Source organism: Auraticoccus monumenti, from assembly GCF_900101785.1.
Lineage (GTDB): Bacteria > Actinomycetota > Actinomycetes > Propionibacteriales > Propionibacteriaceae > Auraticoccus > Auraticoccus monumenti.
The window spans coordinates 706,546-725,493 of the sequence record NZ_LT629688.1 but is presented as its reverse complement, the minus strand read 5'-3'; the positions used below and the strand labels follow the sequence as shown (position 1 = coordinate 725,493).

Sequence of the window (18,948 nt, the reverse complement as noted above, 5' to 3'; positions counted from 1 at the left end):
ATGACGACCCTCGCCGACTTCCGCGCCCCCGCCCTCGACGGGCGCGACGTCGCCCTCGCCGACCACCTCGGACAGGTCGTGCTGGTGGTCAACACCGCCTCGAGGTGCGGGATGACCCCGCAGTACGAGGGTCTCCAGCAGCTCCACGACACCTACCGCGACCGCGCCTTCACCGTCCTCGGCTTCCCCTGCGACCAGTTCGGTCACCAGGAGCCGGGCACCGAGGCCGAGATCGCGGAGTTCTGCCAGCTGAACTACGGCGTCAGCTTCCCGATGTTCGCCAAGGTCGACGTCAACGGCTCCGCCGCCCACCCGCTGTGGTCGTGGCTGCGTGAGGAGAAGGGCGGCATCCTCGGCGACGCCATCAAGTGGAACTTCACCAAGTTCCTGGTCGGCCGCGACGGCCACGTGGTCAAGCGCTACGCGCCGCAGACCGAGCCGAAGTCGTTGTCCGAGGACATCGAGCAGGCCCTGACCGTCGCGGCCTGACTGCACCCGCTGCGCTGCCCGCACCGGTGAGGAGGGTGCGGGGTGACGGATTCTGAGGGGCCGTCGCTGTCCCGGCCCGACTCCACGCAGGCAGGGCGTGGTGCTGCTGGACCAGCGCTCGGGACTGACCCTCAAAATCAACCGCGGCCTGGTGGCCCGCTTCGTCACCGGCAGCTGGCGCGCGAACCGGAGCGGCCCGCTGGCCTCCTTGCCGGCGCGTAGGGTGCGCAGGTGACGTCCGTGACGAGCCCCCCGACCGCCGGACCGGTCCGTGCCAGCCGGGACACCCTGCTGGCCGAGCTCGCCGGTCTGGTCGGCCTCGAGCAGCTGCGCAGCCGCGAGCTGGACCGTTACTCCATCGGCAACGACGCCTCGCACTTCCTGCTCACCCCCGACGCGGTGGTGGTCGCCCGCGAGGCCGCCGAGGTGGGCGTGCTGTTCCGCACCAGCGCCCGCCTGGGGGTCCCGCTGACCCTGCGGTCCGGCGGCACCAGCCTCTCCGGCCAGGGCGTCACCGACGGGATCCTGGTCGACGTCCGCCGCCACTTCACCGACGTGACCGTGCTGGACGGCGGCGCCCGGGTGCGGGTCCAGCCCGGGGTCACGGTGCGGATGCTCAACGCCCGACTGGCCCCCTACGGCCGCAAGTTCGGGCCCGACCCGGCCAGCGAGGCCGCCTGCACCATCGGCGGCGTCATCGCCAACAACTCCTCGGGGATGGCCTGCGGGACGACCGAGAACTCCTACCGCACGCTGGAGTCGATGGTGCTGGTGCTGCCCTCGGGCACCGTGGTCGACACCGGGGCCTCCGACGCCGACGCCCTGCTGGCCGCCCGCGAGCCCGAGCTGCACGCCGGCCTGCTGCGGCTCCGCGACCGGGTCCGCGGGGACGCCGCCTCGGTGACCACGATCACCGCCCAGTACTCGATGAAGAACACGATGGGCTACGGCCTCAACTCCTTCCTCGACTTCGACCGCCCGGCGGAGGTCCTGGCTCACCTGGTGATCGGCTCGGAGGGGACGCTCGGGTTCGTCGCCGAGGCCACCTTCCGCACCGTCCCGCTCCGCACCCGGGCGGCGTCCACCCTGCTGGTCTTCGACGACCTCGCCGCGGCCAACCGGTCCCTGCCGGCGCTGGTCGCCTCGGGTGCGGCGACCCTGGAGCTGCTCGACGCCACCTCGCTGCGGGTCGGGCAGTCGCTGGCCGACGTCCCTCCCGCGGTGGCCGCCCTGGACGTCGACCGGCAGGCGGCGCTGCTGCTGGAGTACCAGTCCACCGACGCCGACCAGCTGGAGCACCTGGTGGCCGGAGCCGGTGACGTCCTGGCCGGGCTGCCGCTGGTCGCCGCCGCACCCCTGACCAGCGACGCAGCCGTCCGGGCCCAGCTGTGGAAGCTGCGCAAGGGCCTGTTCACCTCGGTGGCCTGGGCCCGACCCTCCGGCACCACCGCGCTGCTGGAGGACATCGCCGTCCCGGTGGCATCGCTGGCCGACACCTGCGCCGAGCTGACCGTGCTGTTCGACAGCCACGGCTACCGCGACTCGGTGATCTTCGGCCACGCCAAGGACGGCAACGTCCACTTCATGATCACCGACCGCTTCGAGGGCGAGGCGGCGCTGGGCCGCTACGCCGACTTCACCGAGGCGATGGTCGACCTGGTCCTCGGCCACGGCGGCTCGCTCAAGGCCGAGCACGGCACCGGGCGGGTGATGGCCCCCTACGTGCGCCGGCAGTTCGGCGACGAGCTCTACGAGGTGATGCGGGAGGTGAAGCGGCTGGTCGACCCGGCCGGCACGCTCAACCCCGGGGTGCTGCTCGACGACGACCCCACCGCCCACCTGCGCCACATCAAGCTGACCCCGCCGGTGGAGGAGGAGGTCGACCGCTGCGTGGAGTGCGGCTACTGCGAGCCGGTGTGCCCCAGCCGCGACCTCACCATGACCCCGCGCCAGCGCATCGTGGCCCGCCGCGCCGAGCAGGCGGCCCTGGCCGCCGGGGACACCGCGCTGGCCCGCGCGATCGACGAGCAGTACGACTACGACGGCCTCCAGACCTGCGCGGTGGACGGCATGTGCCAGACCGCCTGCCCGGTGCTGATCAACACCGGGGACCTGGTCCGCCGGCTGCGCCGCGACGAGCACACCCCGGTGGCGCGTCGCGGGTGGACGGCCGCGGCCCGGCACTGGGGGGCGGCCAGCGGGGCCGGGTCGAAGGGTCTGTTGGTCGCACGGGCCCTGCCGACGCCGGTGGTGCCCGCGGTGACCGGGCTCAACCGCGCCGCCCGAGCCGTCGTCCCGACCGAGCTGCTGCCGCTGTGGTCCCCGGAGCTCCCCGGCGGCGGACGCTCCCGCAGCGCGACCGCGGGACCGCTGCGCACCGCACCCGGTGAGGAGGTCGACGCGGTCTACCTGCCGGCCTGCGTCAACGCCATGTTCGGTCCCGTCCAGGGCAGCCGCGGGGTGCAGTGGAGCCTGCAGGAGCTGTGCGCCCGGGCGGGGGTGCGGCTGCTGGTGCCGGAGTCGGTCGACGACCTCTGCTGCGGGACGCCGTGGTCGTCCAAGGGCCTCCCCGAGGGCTACGCCGCGATGCAGCAGCGGGTCCGCGCCGACGTCCTGCGCGCCACCCGCGACGGTGCGCTGCCGCTGGTCACCGACGCCTCCAGCTGCACCGAGGGGCTGCTCAAGGCGCTCGCCGGCTCGGGGGTGACGGTGGTCGACGCCGTCGCCTTCGTCGCCGAGCGGGTGCTGCCGCGGCTCCCGGCGGGGGAGAAGGTGGCCAGCCTGGCCGTCCACCCCACCTGCTCCTCCCACCAGCTCGGGCTGGACGCCGCCCTGCTCGAGGTGGCCGACGCCGTGGCCGACACCGTCCACGTCCCGGTGGCCTGGGGCTGCTGCGCCTTCGCCGGCGACCGCGGTCTGCTGCACCCCGAGCTGACGGCGTCCGCCACCGCCGCCGAGGCCGCCGAGGTGGTGGGTGTCGGGGCCGAGGCCCACGCCAGCTGCAACCGGACCTGCGAGCTCGGCATGACCCGGGCCGTCGGGCAGGAGTACCAGCACGTGCTCGAGCTGCTCGCCGCCCAGCTGCCCGACTGAGCTGCCCGACTGAGCCCCCGACCCCGGCGCCCGCGACCCCGGCGCGGCGCCGTGAACGTGCTCGGGGTTGACTGAGGTCATGACGAGCAACCACTACGCCGAACCGTCCGTCGCCCTGGGCGAGCACCGGATGCCCCTGCTGGGCTTCGGCACCTGGCAGATCGACGACTCCGCCGCCACCGAGGCGACCAGCACCGCCCTGGAGCTGGGCTACCGGCACATCGACACCGCCACCGGCTACGGCAACGAGGCCGGCATCGGGAAGGCGCTGGCCGCCGCCGGACTGCCCCGCGACGAGGTCTTCGTGACCACCAAGCTCCCGCCGGAGAACGTCGGCCGTGAGCGCCAGACCATCGAGGAGAGCCTCAGCAAGCTCGGGCTGGACCACGTCGACCTGTGGCTGGTGCACTGGCCGCCGAACAAGCAGGCCTCGCCCGAGGTGTGGGAGGAGGTCGTCAAGGCCCAGGCCGACGGTCTGGCCACCTCGATCGGCGTCAGCAACTACTCGCTGGACCAGATCGACGAGCTGGTCAGCGCGACCGGCGTCACCCCCGCGGTGAACCAGATCCGCTGGAGCCCCTCGATCTACGACCCCGCGGTGCAGCAGGGCCTGTCCGAGCGCGGCGTGGTGCTGGAGGGCTACAGCCCCTTCCGCGCCTCCGACCTCGAGGACCCGACGCTGGTCTCCATCGCCGAGGCGCACGAGGCGACGGCGGCCCAGGTCATCGTGGCCTGGCACGTGGCCCACGAGTTCGTGGTGATCCCGAAGTCGGCTCGCCGGGAGCGGATCGAGTCCAACGCCGCCGGTGCCCGGATCGAGCTGAGCGCCGACGAGGTCGCGCGCATCGACGGTCTGGCCTCCTGACCTCCGTCTGACGGCCGAGCGCTGCTGGTCCGGCCCTCCCGGGGTGGGCCGGCAGCGCTCCGGTCAGGCACCGGAGCCCACCGGGCGACGCGTTCCGGCCCTCGCGCACCGGCTGCTGCTCGCGGGGCCCGGTGCGTTCCTAGACTGGGGGCAGCACGTGGCAGCAGCATCCGGCGGCCGGCTGGCTCCTGATCGGAGCGGCTCAGGCGGACGGGTCCGGAACCGGACCCATCCGAGGTGGGCGCGGCTCCGAATGCGGGTCAGGTGGTCTCGACGGAAGGACGGCAGATGAACCAGTCACCGGGGACTGCTTCGCGCGCGACCGCCGGGACCGGCGGAGGGGGTCGACGGTGCTGATCGCGCTGGTGGTGACGGCGTTCGCCGGAGCGGCCACCCTGCTCGGCGGCTTCCTCGGCGTCCAGGGCCGGATCGTGGACCGGAGGGGTGCCCTCGCCGGTGCGCTGGCCTTCGCGGCCGGCGCCATGATCCTGGTGTCGGTCCTGGAGATCCTGCCCAAGGGTGCAGCGGTGCTCGCCGAGGACCGCAGCCGCGGGGCCGCCTGGCTGCTCACCCTGGCGATGGCCGCTGCCGGTGGGCTGGTCGTGATCGGTCTGAGGTTCGTCGTGGACCGCTTCGTGGGCGTGCCGACCAACTCCGTGTCCGACGGGGGAGCCGGACCCGGTTCGATCCTGCTCCGGGCCGGGCTCTGGCGCAGCGGCCTGCTCGTGGCCCTGGCCGTCGGGCTGCACAACCTCCCTGAGGGTCTGGTCACGTTCTCCGCCACCATGACCGACCCCTCGCTCGGGGTGGTGCTGGCGGTCGCCATCGCCATCCACAACATCCCCGAGGGCATGGCCGTGGCCGTCCCCGTCTACGCCGCCACCGGCAGCCGTCGCCGTGCCCTGCTGATGTGCGGGCTGTCCGGCGTGGCCGAACCGATCGGCGGCCTGCTCGGCTTCCTGGCCCTGCGGGCAGCGGTCCCGGACCAGGGACTCGCGCTCGTCTTCCCGGTGGTCGGCGGCATGATGGTGCTGATCAGCCTGCGCCAGCTGCTCCCCATGGCGCTGGCCCTGGGACGTCGCCACCACGTCGCCCTGGGCATGGTCTCGGGTGCGTCGGTGATGGCGCTCAGCCTCGGTCTGCTCCGTCTCGCCTGACCGCTCAGGCACTGCTCGAGATCGCGTCCGCTTCCAGCCGCTCAGCCGTAGAACACCCTAGTCAGGTACCGGTTGGGGGATTGTTCGTCCTCAGCGAACAGGAGTTGGCACTCTCGGTCGCCGAGTGCTAAAAATGGAGCTGCACAGCACTTCGGTCTCGGCCGCGGTGGCCGGACCTCAGCGCATGGTGGGAGGTGATGGCTGTGCTTCGTTTCGACCCGTTCTCCGACTTCGACACGATGACCAAGCAGCTGCTCGGTCTCGGGACCGACACCGGACGTGTCCCGCGCTTCATGCCGGTCGACCTCTACAAGTCCGGTGACCACTACGTCCTGCTCGCCGACCTGCCCGGGGTGGACCCCGGCTCGATCGACGTCAGCGTGGACAACGGCACCCTGACCCTGACCGCCGAGCGGTCCGGTCGCAGCGACGAGGGTGTGCAGTGGCTGACCTCGGAGCGCTTCTTCGGCCGGTTCCGCCGCCAGCTCACCCTGGGTGACGGCATCGACAGCGAGCACATCAGCGCCAGCTACGACAACGGTGTGCTCAGCGTGACGATCCCCGTGGCCGAGCGGGCCAGGCCCCGCAAGGTGGAGATCGTCCAGGGCTCCGAGGGCCAGCGCAGCATCGAGGCCACGGCCTCCTGATCGCGCACGACGGGTCCCGCCGCCCTCCGGGGTGGCGGGACCGCCGTCGTCCGCGACCGGTGTCGCGCCCCTGCGGCTGCTCCCTGACCCGTCGACGGACGGTCCTGGGTGCGCCCGGCACCCCGCACCGCAGCGGCCGCGTATCGTCTGCGCCATGACCACCCCCGGTGTCGCCGATCGCCTGACGTACCTGCTGATCGACGGCGAGAACATCGACGCCACCCTGGGGGGCTCGATCCTGCGCCGGCGCCCCCAGCCGCACGAGCGCCCGCGCTGGGAGCGGCTGCTCGCCTTCGTGCAGGCCACCTGGGACCAGCCCGTCAAGGGGCTCTTCTTCCTCGCCGTCGGCGGCGACATCCCGATGCCCTTCGTGCAGGCGCTGACCGCCATCGGGTTCACGCCGGTGCCGCTGTCGGGGGCCTCGGACGAGAAGGTCGTCGACATCGCGATCCAGCGCACCCTCGAGGCGATCGCCGACCGCGAGGCCGACGTCGTGCTGACCAGCAACGACGGCGACTTCCTGCCGCAGATGGAGGCGCTGGTCGGCACCCGGCGCACCGCGGTCGTCGGCTTCAACGAGTTCCGCAACTCCGGGTTCACCGTGCTGGGCGAGCGCGGGCTCCAGTTCTTCGACATGGAGTACGACGTGCACGCCTTCAACGAGCGGCTGCCGAGGCTCCGTGTCATCCCGATCGAGGAGTTCAACCCGGTCGACTTCCTCTGACCGCGTCGGGACGGGTGCCCAGCCACCCGTCCCGGTCGAGCTCGTGGAGACGCTCAGGCGGTCGCCGGCGTCCAGGGACGGCAGGAGGGGCGCGCGGCCCGGCCGCACGCCCCTCCGCCTCCCTCAGGACCGGTCCGGCTCAGTGCTCGTCGTAGTGGTCGTCGTGGGCGGCGTGCTTGTGCCCGTCGTGCACGTAGTCGACGTGGTCCTCGTGCTGGACCGCCTCGTGACCGCAGTCGTCGCCGTGGACGTGCCCCGTGGAGGTGTGCTCGGCCACCGCGTCGTGCTCGTCGTAGTGGTCGCCGTGCTCGGCGTGGCGGTGCTCGTCGTGCAGGTAGTCGACGTGGTCGCCGTGGCTCACGGTGTCGTGGCCGCAGCCGTCGCCGTGGCGGTGGTCCTCGAAGGTGTGCTCGGCGGTGTGGGTGTCGGTGCTCATGTGGCTCCTCGTGGTCGTCTCAGGCCTCGTCGGCCCGAGCTGGTTCCTGGACGTGGGCGAGGGCGTCCCCCACCAGGTGCGAGACGTGGTCGTCCGCCAGCTGGTAGGTGACTTCCTTGCCGCTGCGCGAGGCGACCGCGAGGCCGCTCTGCCGGAGCGTGCGCAGGTGCTGGGAGACCAGTGGCTGCGACAGCTGGGTCGCCTCCACCAGGGCGCCGACCGTCCTCGGTCCCTCGCCCAGCAGCTGCAGCAGCCGGAGCCGCGACTCGTTGCCGAGGACCTTGAACAGCTCGGCTGCTTCGTGCAGACCGCTCTCCCGGTTCACGAGGAGCATCTGATCACACATATCAACATCTTGCAATGTGAGCATGTATTGGGAATCGTTCCCGCTCCCGACAGAGGGGTGCGTCAGTCCCGCTGTGGGTGCGCCGCTCCCGAGCTCGTCCTGCGTGACGTCGCGGACCGGGGCCGGGCGCCGACGAGTACCCGGGCGGGGGCGGGCCCCGGCAGGCTCCGCCCGGCGGCGCGCGGACCAGGCAGCGAGCCGCCCCTCGCCGCCGCCGGATATCTTGGGGCGAGTGAGCTCCCCCGTCTACGCAGTCAGCGACGTCCACGGACACGTCCGCGTCCTGCGCGAGCGGCTCCGGGCCGAGCGGCTGATCGACCGGCGCGGACGGTGGGCGGGGCGCGACGTCAGCCTCTGGTTCCTGGGCGACTTCTTCGACCGGGGACCCGACGGCATCGGTGTGCTCGAGCTGGTCCGCCGGCTCGTTCAGCAGTCCGCCGACGGGCCCGGCGAGGTGCGGGCGATGCTGGGCAACCACGAGGTGCTGGCGATCGGCATGCGGCTGTTCGGGAGCACCGAGGTGCCGCACCCGGGCTCCGTGCCGCGGAGCTTCGAGCGCAGCTGGACCATGAACGGGGGCCAGCCGAAGGACCAGCAGCGGCTCACCGAGGACCACGTCGCGTGGCTGAGCGACCTCCCGGTGATGGCGGTGCAGGACGACTGGCTGCTGGTGCACTCCGACACCACCGAGTACACCCGCTGGGGGACCTCGGTGGCCGAGGTGAACGCCGGGGTGTGCGCCGACCTCAGGAGCGGTGACGTCGCGCGCGTGTGGGAGGTCTGGCGGCACCTGACCAGCCGCTACTCCTTCCGCGGTGACCAGGGGCCCGCGGCGGCCCGCGGCTTCCTCGACCAGTTCGGCGGACGCCGCATCGTCCACGGGCACAGCATCGTGGCCCACTGGATGGGGGTGGACCACGCCGAGGTCACCGGGCCGCTGCTCTACGCCGACGGGCTCGCGCTGGGCATCGACGGTGGCCTGAACGACGGCGGGCCCTGCCTGCTCACCCGGCTCGTACCCGTCGGCTGAGCTGCGGCCGCGGCGTCGCGCGTCGCCTGCTCGGAGTCGCGTCGGCACGGGTGTCATGACCCCACCGTCGCGCGCGGAGTCCGCTCGTGCGGTCCCGACGGCCGCCCTGTGGACAGCGCTCGGTGGGCCGGCCTGGCTGTGGACGACTCAGCCGACGAGGAACCGGGCGTCCACCGCGGCCGACACCTCGATGTCCTGCGGCACGAAGGCCACCTCCGCGCCGCCGCCGGCGACCGCCCCGCGCGCGAAGGCCACGGCCTGCTGCCCGGTCTGCGGGGAGAGCCCCTCGCCGAGCATCCCGGCGTCGGCCAGGGCCACAGCCGTCACCGCGCCCAGCGACAGCGCGTCGGCGTAGGCCTGGGCCTTGGCCTGCGCCTCCCGCACGGCCTGCGCCCGGACCCGGCGCGTGAGCTCCAGCTTCCGGGCCTCGGTCAGCGCCCACTCGATCCGGTCCACCCGCACCCCGGTGATGGTCAGGACCTCGCCCAACCACCGGCTGAGCACCGCGAAGTCAGCGAACTTGGCCCGGACGTCGGCGCTGGCGTGGAACACCAGCGGCAGCTGCTTGCCGTCCTTGTGGAACGGGCGCCGGGCCCAGGTCCGCAGCTGGTCGGTGCTCCACCAGGTGACCGGACCCTGGTCCGGGTGGTGCAGCGGCTGGACGCGCTGGGTCACCGCGCGCAGCGCCTCGGAGACCCCGGCGTGGACCGCGGCCTCCTGCGGGCCCTCGAGGGCGACGGTGAGGTGGGCCGTCCCCCGCTCGGGAGCCTGGAAGGCGCTGTGCTGACCGCGGACCGTGATCTCCACCTGGCTCATGCGCCGACCCTACTGAGACCGGGGTCCGCGGGCGGGCGCCTTCCCGCACCGACTCGGTGGCGGGCGTCCGGGTCGGCCCGGTGGCTGCGCCACCAGCCGCCGCACCGGAGGCGGACGCCGGACGCCGGCTCAGAAGAGCGTCGGCTGCGGTTCCGGACGTGGCGGCGGCAGCGGCGGGAACGTCTCGCGGGAGCGCCACTCCGCACGGGGGTCCCACGGCAGGACGTCCACCTGCGCCGGTCCTGGCTCCGGTGGCTCCTCACCGGCCAGGCACCGGGAGGCCACCCTCGCTGTGCCGGGGAGCCCTTGGCCGACGAGGACGCGACGCACGACGTCGGGGGAGAGCGGGAGCCGTCCCGGGCCGCGGTCCGGCTCGAGGCCGAGGTCGACGTCGTGGTGGAAGGACATCACCTCGCAGTTGAGCTCCCAGCACTCCCGTGCCGCCGGGTCGGCCAGGCGTCGCAACCCACCGGGACCGATCAGCTCCGCCACCCGTCGACCGCCGTCGGCGACGTCGTCGAAGACGGCCCGCGCGCTGCCCAGCCCCTCCAGCAGCCGGGCCGCCCGCTTGGGCCCGATGCCGCTCACCCCCGGGAGGTTGTCCGAGGGGTCCCCACGCAGGGCGGCGAAGTCGCGGTACTGGTCCGGGCGGACCCCGAGCAGCATCGGCAGCCGCTCGACGGTCATCAGCGGGGAGGCGTCCACCCCGCCGTTGATCACCCGCAGCACGCTGGTCCGATCGTCGATCAGCGCGAAGGCGTCGCGGTCGGAGGTGACCAGGACGGCCCGTCCGCCCTGCTCCGCGGTCAGCCGGGCCGCCGAGGCGAGGACGTCGTCGGCCTCCAGCCCGGCCGGGGTGACGACGTGCACGCCCAGCTCGCGCAGCACCTCGGTGGCGCGGCGGAGCTGGGAGACCAGCGTCGGCTGCTTGGCGAGGCGCTGGGCCTTGTACTGCGGCCACCGCTCCCGCCGCACGCTCTGGTCCGGGTCGTCGAAACCCACCACGACCGTGGTCGGCCCGACCCGGTCCGCCGCGGCGACCACCTGGGTGAGCAGCCCGCGGACCGCCCAGACCGGTTCCCCCGTGACGCTGCGCGCACCCGTGCCGGCGAGGGCGTGGTAGCTGCGGTGCAGCAGCGAGTTGCCGTCGACGACCAGCAGCACCGGGGAGTCGGTCACCCGCTCATTCTCCCCGCCCGGACCAGCGCCCCCGCCCGCTGCGGGGTCGAGTGCCCACCGGTGGACGGCACCGGTAGGAGCAGCTGCACCGGGCGACCCGTCGGGCCCCCGGTGCAGCTGCCTGCTACGGACAGGAGGTGGGATCAGCCGCGGACGATCTCCACCCGGTCCAGGTTCATGTAGGCCTGGTTGTCCGAGGCCTCGTCGAACCGGATCTGCACGGAGTTGTGGCCCCGGCTCAGACGCACCTTCAGGTCGCGGTAGGCGTAATTGCCCCAGCCGCCGGTGCCCTCGAACTCGAGCGCCTCGTCGACCACCCGCGAGTTCAGCATGACCATCCGGGTGGCGGTGCCGTCGTCGCCGGCGTAGCGGAAGCGCAGCGTGTGGGCGCCGGCCCGCTCCACGTTGACGTGCAGCGTCACCTGCTGGCCGTCACGGTTCCAGCCGGCCAGGTAGCCGCGTCCGGTCCAGCCGGTGCCGTTGGCCTCGCTGTCGATGTTGATCACCTGGCCGTTCTCGGCCTCGTAGACCCCGGACTCGGCCAGCGTGCCGCTCGGGCGGCCGTCCGGCGGCACCAGCAGCACGGCGGTCAGCCCGGAGCTGGCGGCCAGGCTCTGCAGCGCCCCGGACGACGTGGGGGCGGACCAGTCGTGGCCCATCAGGTCGTCCGACGTGCGGCGGTGGTTCCAGGCCTGGTTGGCGTTGTCCTGCAGCTGCTGCAGGTACTGGTCCTGGCCGTGGTCCTGCACCAGGTCGACCAGGGCCCGGATCAGCAGGGACTTGAAGCCGCCGCCGTCGCCGATGCCCTCGCCGCGGAAGGTGCCGCCGTTGGTCAGCTTGGTGGTCGCCCAGTCCGCCGAGCGCAGCGCCTTGTCCAGGTACTCCTGCTCACCGGTCTCCTCGTAGAGCTTGGTGGCCGCGGAGACGTAGGTGCCGTAGTTGTAGCTGAAGCCCCACTTCACCAGCGTGTCGGTGCCCTCCCAGTGGTCGTGGACGGTGCCGTCGTCCTCCACCAGGCGCTCGTCCACCCAGTCGAAGAGCTGCTCGGCGCGCCCGAGGTACTCCTGGTCGCCGGTGTGGCGGGCCAGCAGCACCGCGGTCACCGCGGCGGGGGCGTTGGTGGCCACGTTCTTCTGGTTCTGCACCGAGTGGCGCCACCAGATGCCGCCGCCGTAGGTGTCGTCCCAGTCGGCCCAGATCCGGTCGAACAGCTCGACGGAGGTGTCGAGGTAGCGCTGGTCGCCGGTGATGCCGTAGGCGCGGGCCGCGCCCATCGCCCACCAGTTCAGGTCGTCGTTGAAGTCGACCTCGAAGTCGGGGTGGTGGGCGGTGAAGCCGTCGTAGACGTCGTCGATCATGGCTCGGTACCGCGGGTCGCCGGTCGTCTCCCAGGCGTCCATCACCACCTCCCAGAGGCGGGCCTCCCACCAGAAGTCGCTGTAGGTGCCGCCCTCGGGGCCCACACCCCCGCGACCACGGTGGTCGGAGTAGGTGAAGAAGTACTTCTCCTCGGGGTCCCAGAAGGCGTCGACGTAGGCGTCCATCGCCTCGGCGGCGGTCGTCTTCGTGGTGGCCGCGGCGGGGGCCGGGGCGAGCAGGGCTGCCACCAGGGACAGCAGCAGCGAGGTGGCCAGCAGGGCACGGCTCCAGGGCCGGATCGTCGTTGATCGCATGGGCCGCGACGCTAGGCGGCCGCTCCGGCGTCCGTCAAGGGTTTGCAGCCATTACCTTGGCAATCAATATGCACAGAGGGCCTTGACGTCGGCCGTGTGCATATGAATATATGTGAGCACACACGACGGCAAGGGAGCCCTGCAGTGACCTCGATCATGGACAGCGCAGTCCGTGGCCAACCGGCGGTGGCCCCGGTTGAGCCACCTGCTGCGAAGCGGCCACGCCAGCTGCTGCCACCCTCCACCACCCGGCGGCAGCAGTTCCTCAACGGCTGGCTGTTCATCGCCGTGCCGGTGGTGCTCTTCATCGTGTTCTTCGCCATCCCGATCGTGGCGTCGCTGGTGCTGAGCCTCACCGACTACGCGATCATCGGCGACTTCGACTTCGTCGGCCTGGAGAACTACACCCGGATCTTCGGCGACTCGTTCTTCTGGATCGCGCTGCGCAACACCGCCTACTACACGGCGCTGTACGTGCCGCTGGGCATCGCGGTGGCGCTGGGCTCGGCGCTGCTGCTCAACCGCGACGTGCGCGCGGCCCGCATCTTCCGGACCCTCTTCTACATCCCGGTGGTCTCCTCCACCGTGGCCACGGCCTCCATCTGGTTCTGGCTGCTCAACCCCCAGTACGGCATCTTCAACGTGGTGCTCGGCTGGTTCGGCATCAACGGTCCGGCCTGGCTCTACGAGTCCACCTGGGCGATGCCGGCCATCGTGGTGATGAGCGTGTGGGCCGGCTTCGGGGCCAACATGGTGATCTTCCTCGGCGGTCTGCAGGGGGTGCCGCGCGACCTCTACGAGGCGGCCCGCATCGACGGTGCCAACGCCTGGCGGCAGTTCCGCCACATCACCCTGCCGGGGATCTCGCGGGTCATGTTCCTGGTCTCGACGCTGCAGATCATCGGCGCCTTCCAGGTCTTCGACCAGGCCTTCATCCTGACCAAGGGAGGCCCGGGCAACTCCACGGTGACGATGGTCTACTACATCTTCGACCGCGGCTTCGACAGCCTGGAGATGGGCTACGCCTCGGCGCTGAGCTTCGTGCTCTTCCTCATCATCATGGTCTTCTCCCTCGTCAACGCACGCATCAACAGGGTGGGGGAGCAGTGATGACCGCCGTCTCGATCGATCCCGCGACCGTCCCGACGCCGCCGACCGACGCCCCGCAGGTGATGCGCACCAAGCGCCGCACCCCGCTGCAGCAGGTGGGCCGGGTGGCCTGGTGGATCGGCTGCATCGTCATCTCCTTCGCCACCGTGATGCCCTTCCTCTGGACGCTGGCGACCTCGCTGAAGCCGGCCGAGGACGTCCTGGGCGGCTACCTGTCGCTCATCCCGAGCCGGTTCACGCTGGAGAACTACGTCGCGGTGTTCAGCAACACCCCGTTCGCCTCCTACCTGGGCAACTCCGCCTACCTGGCCATCGCCGGCACGGTGACCAACCTGTTCTTCGGTGCGCTGGGCGGCTACTCCCTGGCCAAGCTGCGCTTCCGGGGCCGGACGCCGGTCTTCGCGGTGTTCCTCGGCTCGATGATGGTGCCGGGCGTGATCACCATGGTCCCCACCTTCCTGGTGCTGCGGCACTTCCCCCTGGTCGGCGGCAACGACCTGTTCGGTGACGGCGGCTTCGGGTTCATCAACACCTACTGGGCGGTGATCCTGCCCGGCGCCGCCGGACCCTTCGCGGTCTTCTTCATGAAGCAGTTCTTCCAGTCCCTGCCCGACGAGCTCGGCGAGGCCGCGCGCATCGACGGTGCCGGGGAGTTCCGGATCTTCCTCCAGGTCTACCTGCCGCTGGCCAAGGCCGGGCTGGCCGTCCTCGGCGTGATGACGCTGCAGGGGGGCTGGAACGCCTTCCTCTGGCCACTCATCGTCCTGAACGACGAACGGATGCTCACCGTCCAGGTGGCGCTGTCCTCCTTCGTCAACGAACGCACCACCGACTTCGGACCGCTGATGGCCGGGACCATCCTCACCAGCGTGCCGATGCTCGTCCTCTTCCTCGTCTGCCAGCGCTGGATCATCGAGGGCATCGCCCACATCGGGTCCAAGTGAGACGCGTCCTCCCCTCCCCACCCCGCACCCACCACCGTCACGACGACGTGACCGAAAGGACTACACGATGAAGCTCTCACGCCGGGCGTTCGGCACCCTCGCCCTCGGAGCCGCAGCCGGGACCGGCCTCGCCGCCTGCAGCGGCCCCGCCTCCGGAGGCGGTGGCGGTGGCGGCGGCTCCGCCCCCTCCGGGGAGATCACCTTCTGGGGCAGCTGGGTCGGTGACCAGGCCAAGCAGATGGAGGAGCTGACCGCCCTGTTCAACAGCTCCCAGACCGACCTCACCGTCCGCTACGTGCAGCAGAAGGAGCTGGAGCAGAAGCTCCTCACCGGTCTGGCCAGCGGCCAGGTCCCCGACATCGTGCTCTGGGACCGGTTCCAGACCTCCCTCTACGTCCCCAAGGGCGCCCTGCAGTCGATCAGCGACCGGGTCGCCGAGGACGGCGTCGACGTCAGCCAGATGTACGACCAGGCGCTCGGCGAGATGACGGTGGAGGACCAGCTCTACGGTCTGCCGCTGATCGTGGACAACCGCTCGCTCTTCTACAACGAGGAGCTGCTGTCCGAGGCCGGCGTCGAGCCGCCGACGAACTGGGAGGAGCTGCTGAGCGCCGCCGAGGCCACCACGAAGCGCTCCGGCGGCAAGCTCGAGGTCTCCGGCTTCGCGCTGGACGACCCGGGGCTGTTCAGCATGTGGATCCGCCAGGCCGGCGGCACGATGCTCAACGACGACAACCAGACGGTCGCCTTCAACTCCCCGGAGGGGATGGCGGTGCTGGAGTTCTGGCAGGAGCTGATGGACGCCGGCGTCTACGAGCTGGGCTTCGGCAAGGGCGGCGTGCCCTTCGCGGAGAAGAAGGTCGCGATGACCTACACCGGCCCCTGGTCCTTCAGCGACTACGACAAGGTGAGCGACCTCTCCTACGGCACCACCCCGCCGGTGGCGGGACCGACCGGCGGCCAGGCCGCGGGCATGGGCGGTTTCGGCCTGGCCATCCCCGAGGGCGCCGGCAACGCCGACGGGGCCTGGGCCTTCATGAAGTGGTGGTGCGCGGACCCGGCCAACGCCCTGGAGTTCGGCAAGATCTCCGGGCAGATCCCGGCCAACCGGACCGCGGCCAACGACCCCTACTTCACCGCCGACGAGAAGTACGAGGCCCTGGTGGAGACCATGGAGTTCGCCACCGTGCGCCCGGCCGTCCCCGGCTACTCCGACATGGAGGGCAAGGCGCTGATCCCCAACCTGGAGAAGTTCCTCTCCGGCGAGATCGGGGCCGAGCAGGCCCTGTCCGCCTCGGAGTCCATGGGCAACCAGGTGCTGGCCGAGAACAGGGACTGAGGAAGATGACGACGATCGACACCATCGCGCCGACCCCGGTGGGCACCAGCCGATCCGCCGAGTGGGGGCGTCGCGCCGACGTGGCCCAGCGGAGCTTCGAGCACTGGTTCCGGGCTCCGGAGCCGCAGCGCTGGCACAACGCCTACCCCGCCGGGGACGACACCGTCTTCAACTACTGGTGGCTGGCCCACCTGGTCGACGTGCGCATCGACGCCTGGCACCGCACCGGGGACGAGACCTGGCTGCGGGAGGCGGCCGCGGTCGCCGACCACATCCGCGCTCGCAACGGCGGCAGCCCTTTCAACGACTACTTCGACGACATGCTCTGGTACGCCCTGGCCCTGCTGCGGCTGCACCAGGCAGGCGGCGACCCGGACCACCTGGCCCGGTCGGTCGAGCTGTGGGACCACATCGTCGAGGGGGGCTGGAACACCACCCACGGGGAGAGCCTGGCCTGGCGCAAGCAGTCCCTGCAGTACAAGAACACCCCGGCCAACGGCCCGCTGATCATCCTCTCCGCGCGGCTGCACCAGGTCACCGGGGAGGAGCGCTTCCTGCCCTACGCCACCCGGGCGCTGGCCTGGTTGGAGGAGCACCTGGTGGAGCCCGACGGCTTCGTTCAGGACGGCGTCAACCGCGAGGGCGACGGCCGGATCGACCTGCACTGGCGCTTCACCTACAACCAGGGGCTCTACGTCGGGGCGCTGCTGGCCCTCGAGGCGGTCACCGGTGAGCGGAGCCTGTTGGAGCGGGCCGAGCGGACGGCGCTGACCGCGCTGGCCGAGCTCAGCGAGGACGGCGTCTTCCGGGTCGAGGGCGACGACGGCGACGAAGGGCTTTTCAAGGGCGTGGCCTACCGCTACTTCGGGGTCCTGGTCGACCGGTTGGCCGAGGTCGACGGGGAGGCATCCGCCGCCACCCGCAAGCGGCTCGTGAGCTTCGTCCGCAACGGCACCGACGTGCTGTGGGGCAACTGCGTGGTCGACGGCCACCTGCTGCCGGCCAACGACTGGCAGCAGCCGCCGACCGGTCCGCTGCCGTACTCCTCGCTGCTCAGCGCCATCAAGGCCACCGAGCTGCGGGCGCGGCTGGAGGAGTCCCGGCCGGCCGACTCGCGCCTGGCGGTCTGACCCGCCGCCAGGCCCGTCCCGACCTACCCACCCCGGGAGTCCCCACCCTGAGCCTGTCGAGGGCCGTCGACCACGTCCGTGGCCGCGGCCCCGGCAGGCTCAGGTCGGTTGCGCCAGGCCGGGCACGTCATCTGGTTCTCCCCGCGGAGGCCGGGTCACCTACCGGCCCGCTCCACCCTCCGCGCACTGGCCCGGCAGCTCTACGAGACCGGTCCCTCGCAGCCGGGAGCACAACCGGTCACTCAGCCCGATGGCACTGCTCCTACGGGGAGGCCGTCGGGCTGAGCGCCCGCTCGTGCAGCCCGCGGGCAGATCGGGCGGCCCGTGGCGCCCCGTGGTGGGGCGGGGCGTGCAGAACCGGTCGCTCAGCAGACGTCGGTCACGGTAGGTGCGGAGGCGTCTGCTGATGGTCCGGTTCTGCACGGCCGCGTGGGACAGCAGGTCGGCGACGGGTCCAGTCGACCAGTCGTCCGTGCGACAGCAGCCCGCGGAGGGAGCGGCGGAGCGGGTCGGCCGGGTGGTGACCGTCGGCCGGTCCCGGGCCAGGGTCGAGCCGATACCGGGGTGGCCGGTCACCCGCACGACCCAGGGCCGCCGTCTGGGGGTGCGGTGCCGAGGAGCGGGTCGGCTCGTCGCCGGCCCCCTCGAGCTGACGCTCAGGCCTGACGGGCCCGACGCCGCCGGATCCGGCTGGTCGAGGCCCCTTCGACGATCGTCACCGGCAGCTGCTCCTTGACGATCAGCTGCGGGTCCTCGATCTGGCGCAGCGCCTGCTGCAGCGCGAACCGGCCGATCTGCTCCTGGTCCTGGCGGGCGTGGGTGAAGCGGAAGGCCGACAGCTCGAACGGCCGGTCGGGGTGGTCGAAGCAGACGATGCTGCGGTCCTCCGGCACGGCCAGCCCCTGCCGCCGGCAGGCCTCCAGCAGCAGCAGGGCGATGTTGTACTCCGTCACCACGAAGGCGGTCAGCTCCGGGTGGGCGGCCACGAACTCCTCCAGGTGGGCCACGTCGGTGGCCACGTCGCCGTCCAGGGCGGGCTGGGTGGAGCGGACGTCGGTGAACGTCGCCGCCTCGTCGTGGGGGACGTCGAAGGTCGCGTGGGCCATCAGGAACCCCTGCAGCCGCTCGTCCAGGGTGGAGACGTGGGCCGGCGCGCTGACGAAGCCGATGGTCCGGTGCCCGAGGTCGAAGAGGTGCTCGGTCAGGGCTCGCGCGGCAGCGGGGTTGTCCGAGGCGACGGTGGACACCGGGAAGCGCTCCAGCACCCGGTCGACGATGACCAGCGGGAAGCGCGCGGTGACCAGCTCCAGCACCGCCGGCGCCACGTACTCCGAGGAGCTGGGCTCCAGCACCAGGGCCTGGATGCCGCTGGCCACCAGCTCCCGGATCAGCAGCTCCTCGGTGTCGGCGCTGCCGTGGGAGCGCCGGGGCACCAGGTTCGCGCTGCCGGCCGCGGTGTCCAGCAGCGCCCCCAGCAGGTGGGTGCCGAAGGTGTCGTCGAAGTTGGTCAGCACGCACCCCACCAGCGGCAGCGGGGCCGAGCCGCGCGGCGCGGGCACGTCGACCGGTACGGCCTCGGGGGACTGGCGGGTGACGAAGGTGCCGAGCCGGGGCCGGCGCACGATCATGCCGTCCTGGCGCAGCAGGTCCAGGGCCTTCTTCACCGTGATGGTGCTGACGTCCTCGGTCCGGGCCAGCTCGACCTCGGTGGGCAGCCGCTGACCCACCTCGAGACGTCCTTGCTCGATGTCGGTGCGGAGCCGTTCGTAGAGCTGCTGGTACAGGGCGGCCACGGGCGTTTCGCTCTCGGTGCGGCGGGTGCCGGCGGCCCCGCTTCCTTATATTGAATGTCACGCTACACCGGCGGCAGGACCACCCCGCCGCGACCTGCCCGGCAGGGTCGCGCCGTCGTCGTCGTGCTGTCGCGGTGAGCTGTCGCCGTGACCGCGGAGCTGCTGGGGCCACTCGGA

Annotated in this window: 17 protein-coding genes; 11 read left to right on the top strand and 6 right to left on the bottom strand. The window is 71.9% G+C overall.

Annotation, left to right across the window (positions count from 1 at the left end):
• The 6 genes from BLT52_RS03260 to BLT52_RS03235 all read left to right on the top strand — a co-directional run bounded on the left by BLT52_RS03260 (position 1) and on the right by BLT52_RS03235 (position 6,975).
• Positions 1–489 carry a glutathione peroxidase gene (locus tag BLT52_RS03260; protein ID WP_090596242.1) on the top strand — a complete coding sequence of 163 codons (489 nt, stop codon included), beginning with the start codon at positions 1–3 and terminating at the stop codon, positions 487–489.
• 240 nt (positions 490–729) lie between these two features.
• Positions 730–3,582 carry an FAD-binding and (Fe-S)-binding domain-containing protein gene (locus BLT52_RS03255; RefSeq protein WP_231946483.1) on the top strand — a complete coding sequence of 951 codons (2,853 nt, stop codon included), beginning with the start codon at positions 730–732 and terminating at the stop codon, positions 3,580–3,582.
• Positions 3,583–3,661: 79 nt separating this feature from the next.
• The gene (locus BLT52_RS03250) at positions 3,662–4,447 is read left to right on the top strand and encodes an aldo/keto reductase (protein WP_090590590.1); all 786 of its coding nucleotides are present in this window, start codon (positions 3,662–3,664) and stop codon (positions 4,445–4,447) included.
• Positions 4,448–4,797: 350 nt separating this feature from the next.
• Positions 4,798–5,604, top strand: coding sequence for a ZIP family metal transporter (locus tag BLT52_RS03245; protein ID WP_090590587.1), 807 nt, complete (start codon positions 4,798–4,800; stop codon positions 5,602–5,604).
• A 197-nt stretch (positions 5,605–5,801) separates the two neighbouring features.
• On the top strand, positions 5,802–6,251 hold the full coding sequence (locus BLT52_RS03240) for an Hsp20/alpha crystallin family protein (RefSeq protein WP_197679172.1): 450 nt from the start codon (positions 5,802–5,804) through the stop codon (positions 6,249–6,251).
• A gap of 154 nt (positions 6,252–6,405) precedes the next feature.
• The gene (locus tag BLT52_RS03235) at positions 6,406–6,975 is read left to right on the top strand and encodes an NYN domain-containing protein (protein ID WP_090590583.1); all 570 of its coding nucleotides are present in this window, start codon (positions 6,406–6,408) and stop codon (positions 6,973–6,975) included.
• A 139-nt stretch (positions 6,976–7,114) separates the two neighbouring features.
• Here BLT52_RS03235 and BLT52_RS03230 read toward each other — a convergent pair whose 3' ends face one another.
• Together BLT52_RS03230 and BLT52_RS03225 are read right to left on the bottom strand one after the other, a co-directional pair.
• Positions 7,115–7,411, bottom strand: coding sequence for a hypothetical protein (locus BLT52_RS03230; RefSeq protein ID WP_090590580.1), 297 nt, complete (start codon positions 7,409–7,411; stop codon positions 7,115–7,117).
• A 19-nt stretch (positions 7,412–7,430) separates the two neighbouring features.
• Positions 7,431–7,745: an ArsR/SmtB family transcription factor gene (locus tag BLT52_RS03225; protein ID WP_231946482.1), complete on the bottom strand. Its 315-nt coding sequence runs from the start codon at positions 7,743–7,745 to the stop codon at positions 7,431–7,433.
• A gap of 244 nt (positions 7,746–7,989) precedes the next feature.
• Here BLT52_RS03225 and BLT52_RS03220 point away from each other — a divergent pair, with 244 nt between their 5' ends.
• Entirely contained in the window at positions 7,990–8,787 is a 798-nt protein-coding gene (locus tag BLT52_RS03220) for a metallophosphoesterase (protein ID WP_231946481.1), read from the top strand.
• A gap of 147 nt (positions 8,788–8,934) precedes the next feature.
• Here the strand turns inward: BLT52_RS03220 and BLT52_RS03215 are convergent, their stop codons facing one another.
• From BLT52_RS03215 to BLT52_RS03205, 3 genes are all read right to left on the bottom strand, one after another.
• A complete protein-coding gene (locus BLT52_RS03215; RefSeq protein ID WP_090590579.1) occupies positions 8,935–9,603 on the bottom strand; it encodes an SIMPL domain-containing protein in 669 nt (222 codons plus the stop codon).
• Between the two features lie 129 nt (positions 9,604–9,732).
• Positions 9,733–10,782: a 5'-3' exonuclease gene (locus BLT52_RS03210; protein ID WP_231946480.1), complete on the bottom strand. Its 1,050-nt coding sequence runs from the start codon at positions 10,780–10,782 to the stop codon at positions 9,733–9,735.
• A gap of 143 nt (positions 10,783–10,925) precedes the next feature.
• Positions 10,926–12,455, bottom strand: a complete 1,530-nt coding sequence (locus BLT52_RS03205) for a glycoside hydrolase family 76 protein (RefSeq protein ID WP_090590576.1) — start codon at positions 12,453–12,455, stop codon at positions 10,926–10,928.
• A 156-nt stretch (positions 12,456–12,611) separates the two neighbouring features.
• Here BLT52_RS03205 and BLT52_RS03200 point away from each other — a divergent pair, with 156 nt between their 5' ends.
• The 4 genes from BLT52_RS03200 (at position 12,612) to BLT52_RS03185 (ending at position 16,978) form a co-directional block, all read left to right on the top strand.
• Positions 12,612–13,565, top strand: a complete 954-nt coding sequence (locus BLT52_RS03200; RefSeq protein ID WP_090596236.1) for a carbohydrate ABC transporter permease — start codon at positions 12,612–12,614, stop codon at positions 13,563–13,565.
• Positions 13,565–14,509 carry a carbohydrate ABC transporter permease gene (locus tag BLT52_RS03195; protein WP_231946479.1) on the top strand — a complete coding sequence of 315 codons (945 nt, stop codon included), beginning with the start codon at positions 13,565–13,567 and terminating at the stop codon, positions 14,507–14,509. The genes BLT52_RS03200 and BLT52_RS03195 overlap by 1 nt, the downstream gene beginning before the upstream one ends.
• Positions 14,510–14,576: 67 nt before the next feature.
• On the top strand, positions 14,577–15,848 hold the full coding sequence (locus BLT52_RS03190) for an ABC transporter substrate-binding protein (RefSeq protein ID WP_090590574.1): 1,272 nt from the start codon (positions 14,577–14,579) through the stop codon (positions 15,846–15,848).
• Positions 15,849–15,853: 5 nt separating this feature from the next.
• Positions 15,854–16,978, top strand: coding sequence for a glycoside hydrolase family 76 protein (locus BLT52_RS03185; protein ID WP_090590571.1), 1,125 nt, complete (start codon positions 15,854–15,856; stop codon positions 16,976–16,978).
• 656 nt (positions 16,979–17,634) lie between these two features.
• Here the strand turns inward: BLT52_RS03185 and BLT52_RS03180 are convergent.
• Positions 17,635–18,771: a GntR family transcriptional regulator gene (locus BLT52_RS03180; RefSeq protein ID WP_090590569.1), complete on the bottom strand. Its 1,137-nt coding sequence runs from the start codon at positions 18,769–18,771 to the stop codon at positions 17,635–17,637.
• Positions 18,772–18,948 lie beyond the last annotated feature (177 nt).

Bases quoted from the DNA above. Each gene is read 5' to 3' on its own strand.
- BLT52_RS03260 (WP_090596242.1), top strand. From the start codon at position 1: ATGACGACCCTCGCCGACTTCCGCGCCCCCGCCCTCGACGGGCGCGAC.
- BLT52_RS03250 (WP_090590590.1), top strand. From the start codon at position 3,662: ATGACGAGCAACCACTACGCCGAACCGTCCGTCGCCCTGGGCGAGCAC.
- BLT52_RS03240 (WP_197679172.1), top strand. From the start codon at position 5,802: ATGGCTGTGCTTCGTTTCGACCCGTTCTCCGACTTCGACACGATGACC.
- BLT52_RS03235 (WP_090590583.1), top strand. From the start codon at position 6,406: ATGACCACCCCCGGTGTCGCCGATCGCCTGACGTACCTGCTGATCGAC.
- BLT52_RS03230 (WP_090590580.1), bottom strand. From the start codon at position 7,411: ATGAGCACCGACACCCACACCGCCGAGCACACCTTCGAGGACCACCGC.
- BLT52_RS03225 (WP_231946482.1), bottom strand. From the start codon at position 7,745: ATGCTCCTCGTGAACCGGGAGAGCGGTCTGCACGAAGCAGCCGAGCTG.
- BLT52_RS03215 (WP_090590579.1), bottom strand. From the start codon at position 9,603: ATGAGCCAGGTGGAGATCACGGTCCGCGGTCAGCACAGCGCCTTCCAG.
- BLT52_RS03205 (WP_090590576.1), bottom strand. From the start codon at position 12,455: ATGCGATCAACGACGATCCGGCCCTGGAGCCGTGCCCTGCTGGCCACC.
- BLT52_RS03200 (WP_090596236.1), top strand. From the start codon at position 12,612: ATGGACAGCGCAGTCCGTGGCCAACCGGCGGTGGCCCCGGTTGAGCCA.
- BLT52_RS03195 (WP_231946479.1), top strand. From the start codon at position 13,565: ATGACCGCCGTCTCGATCGATCCCGCGACCGTCCCGACGCCGCCGACC.
- BLT52_RS03190 (WP_090590574.1), top strand. From the start codon at position 14,577: ATGAAGCTCTCACGCCGGGCGTTCGGCACCCTCGCCCTCGGAGCCGCA.
- BLT52_RS03185 (WP_090590571.1), top strand. From the start codon at position 15,854: ATGACGACGATCGACACCATCGCGCCGACCCCGGTGGGCACCAGCCGA.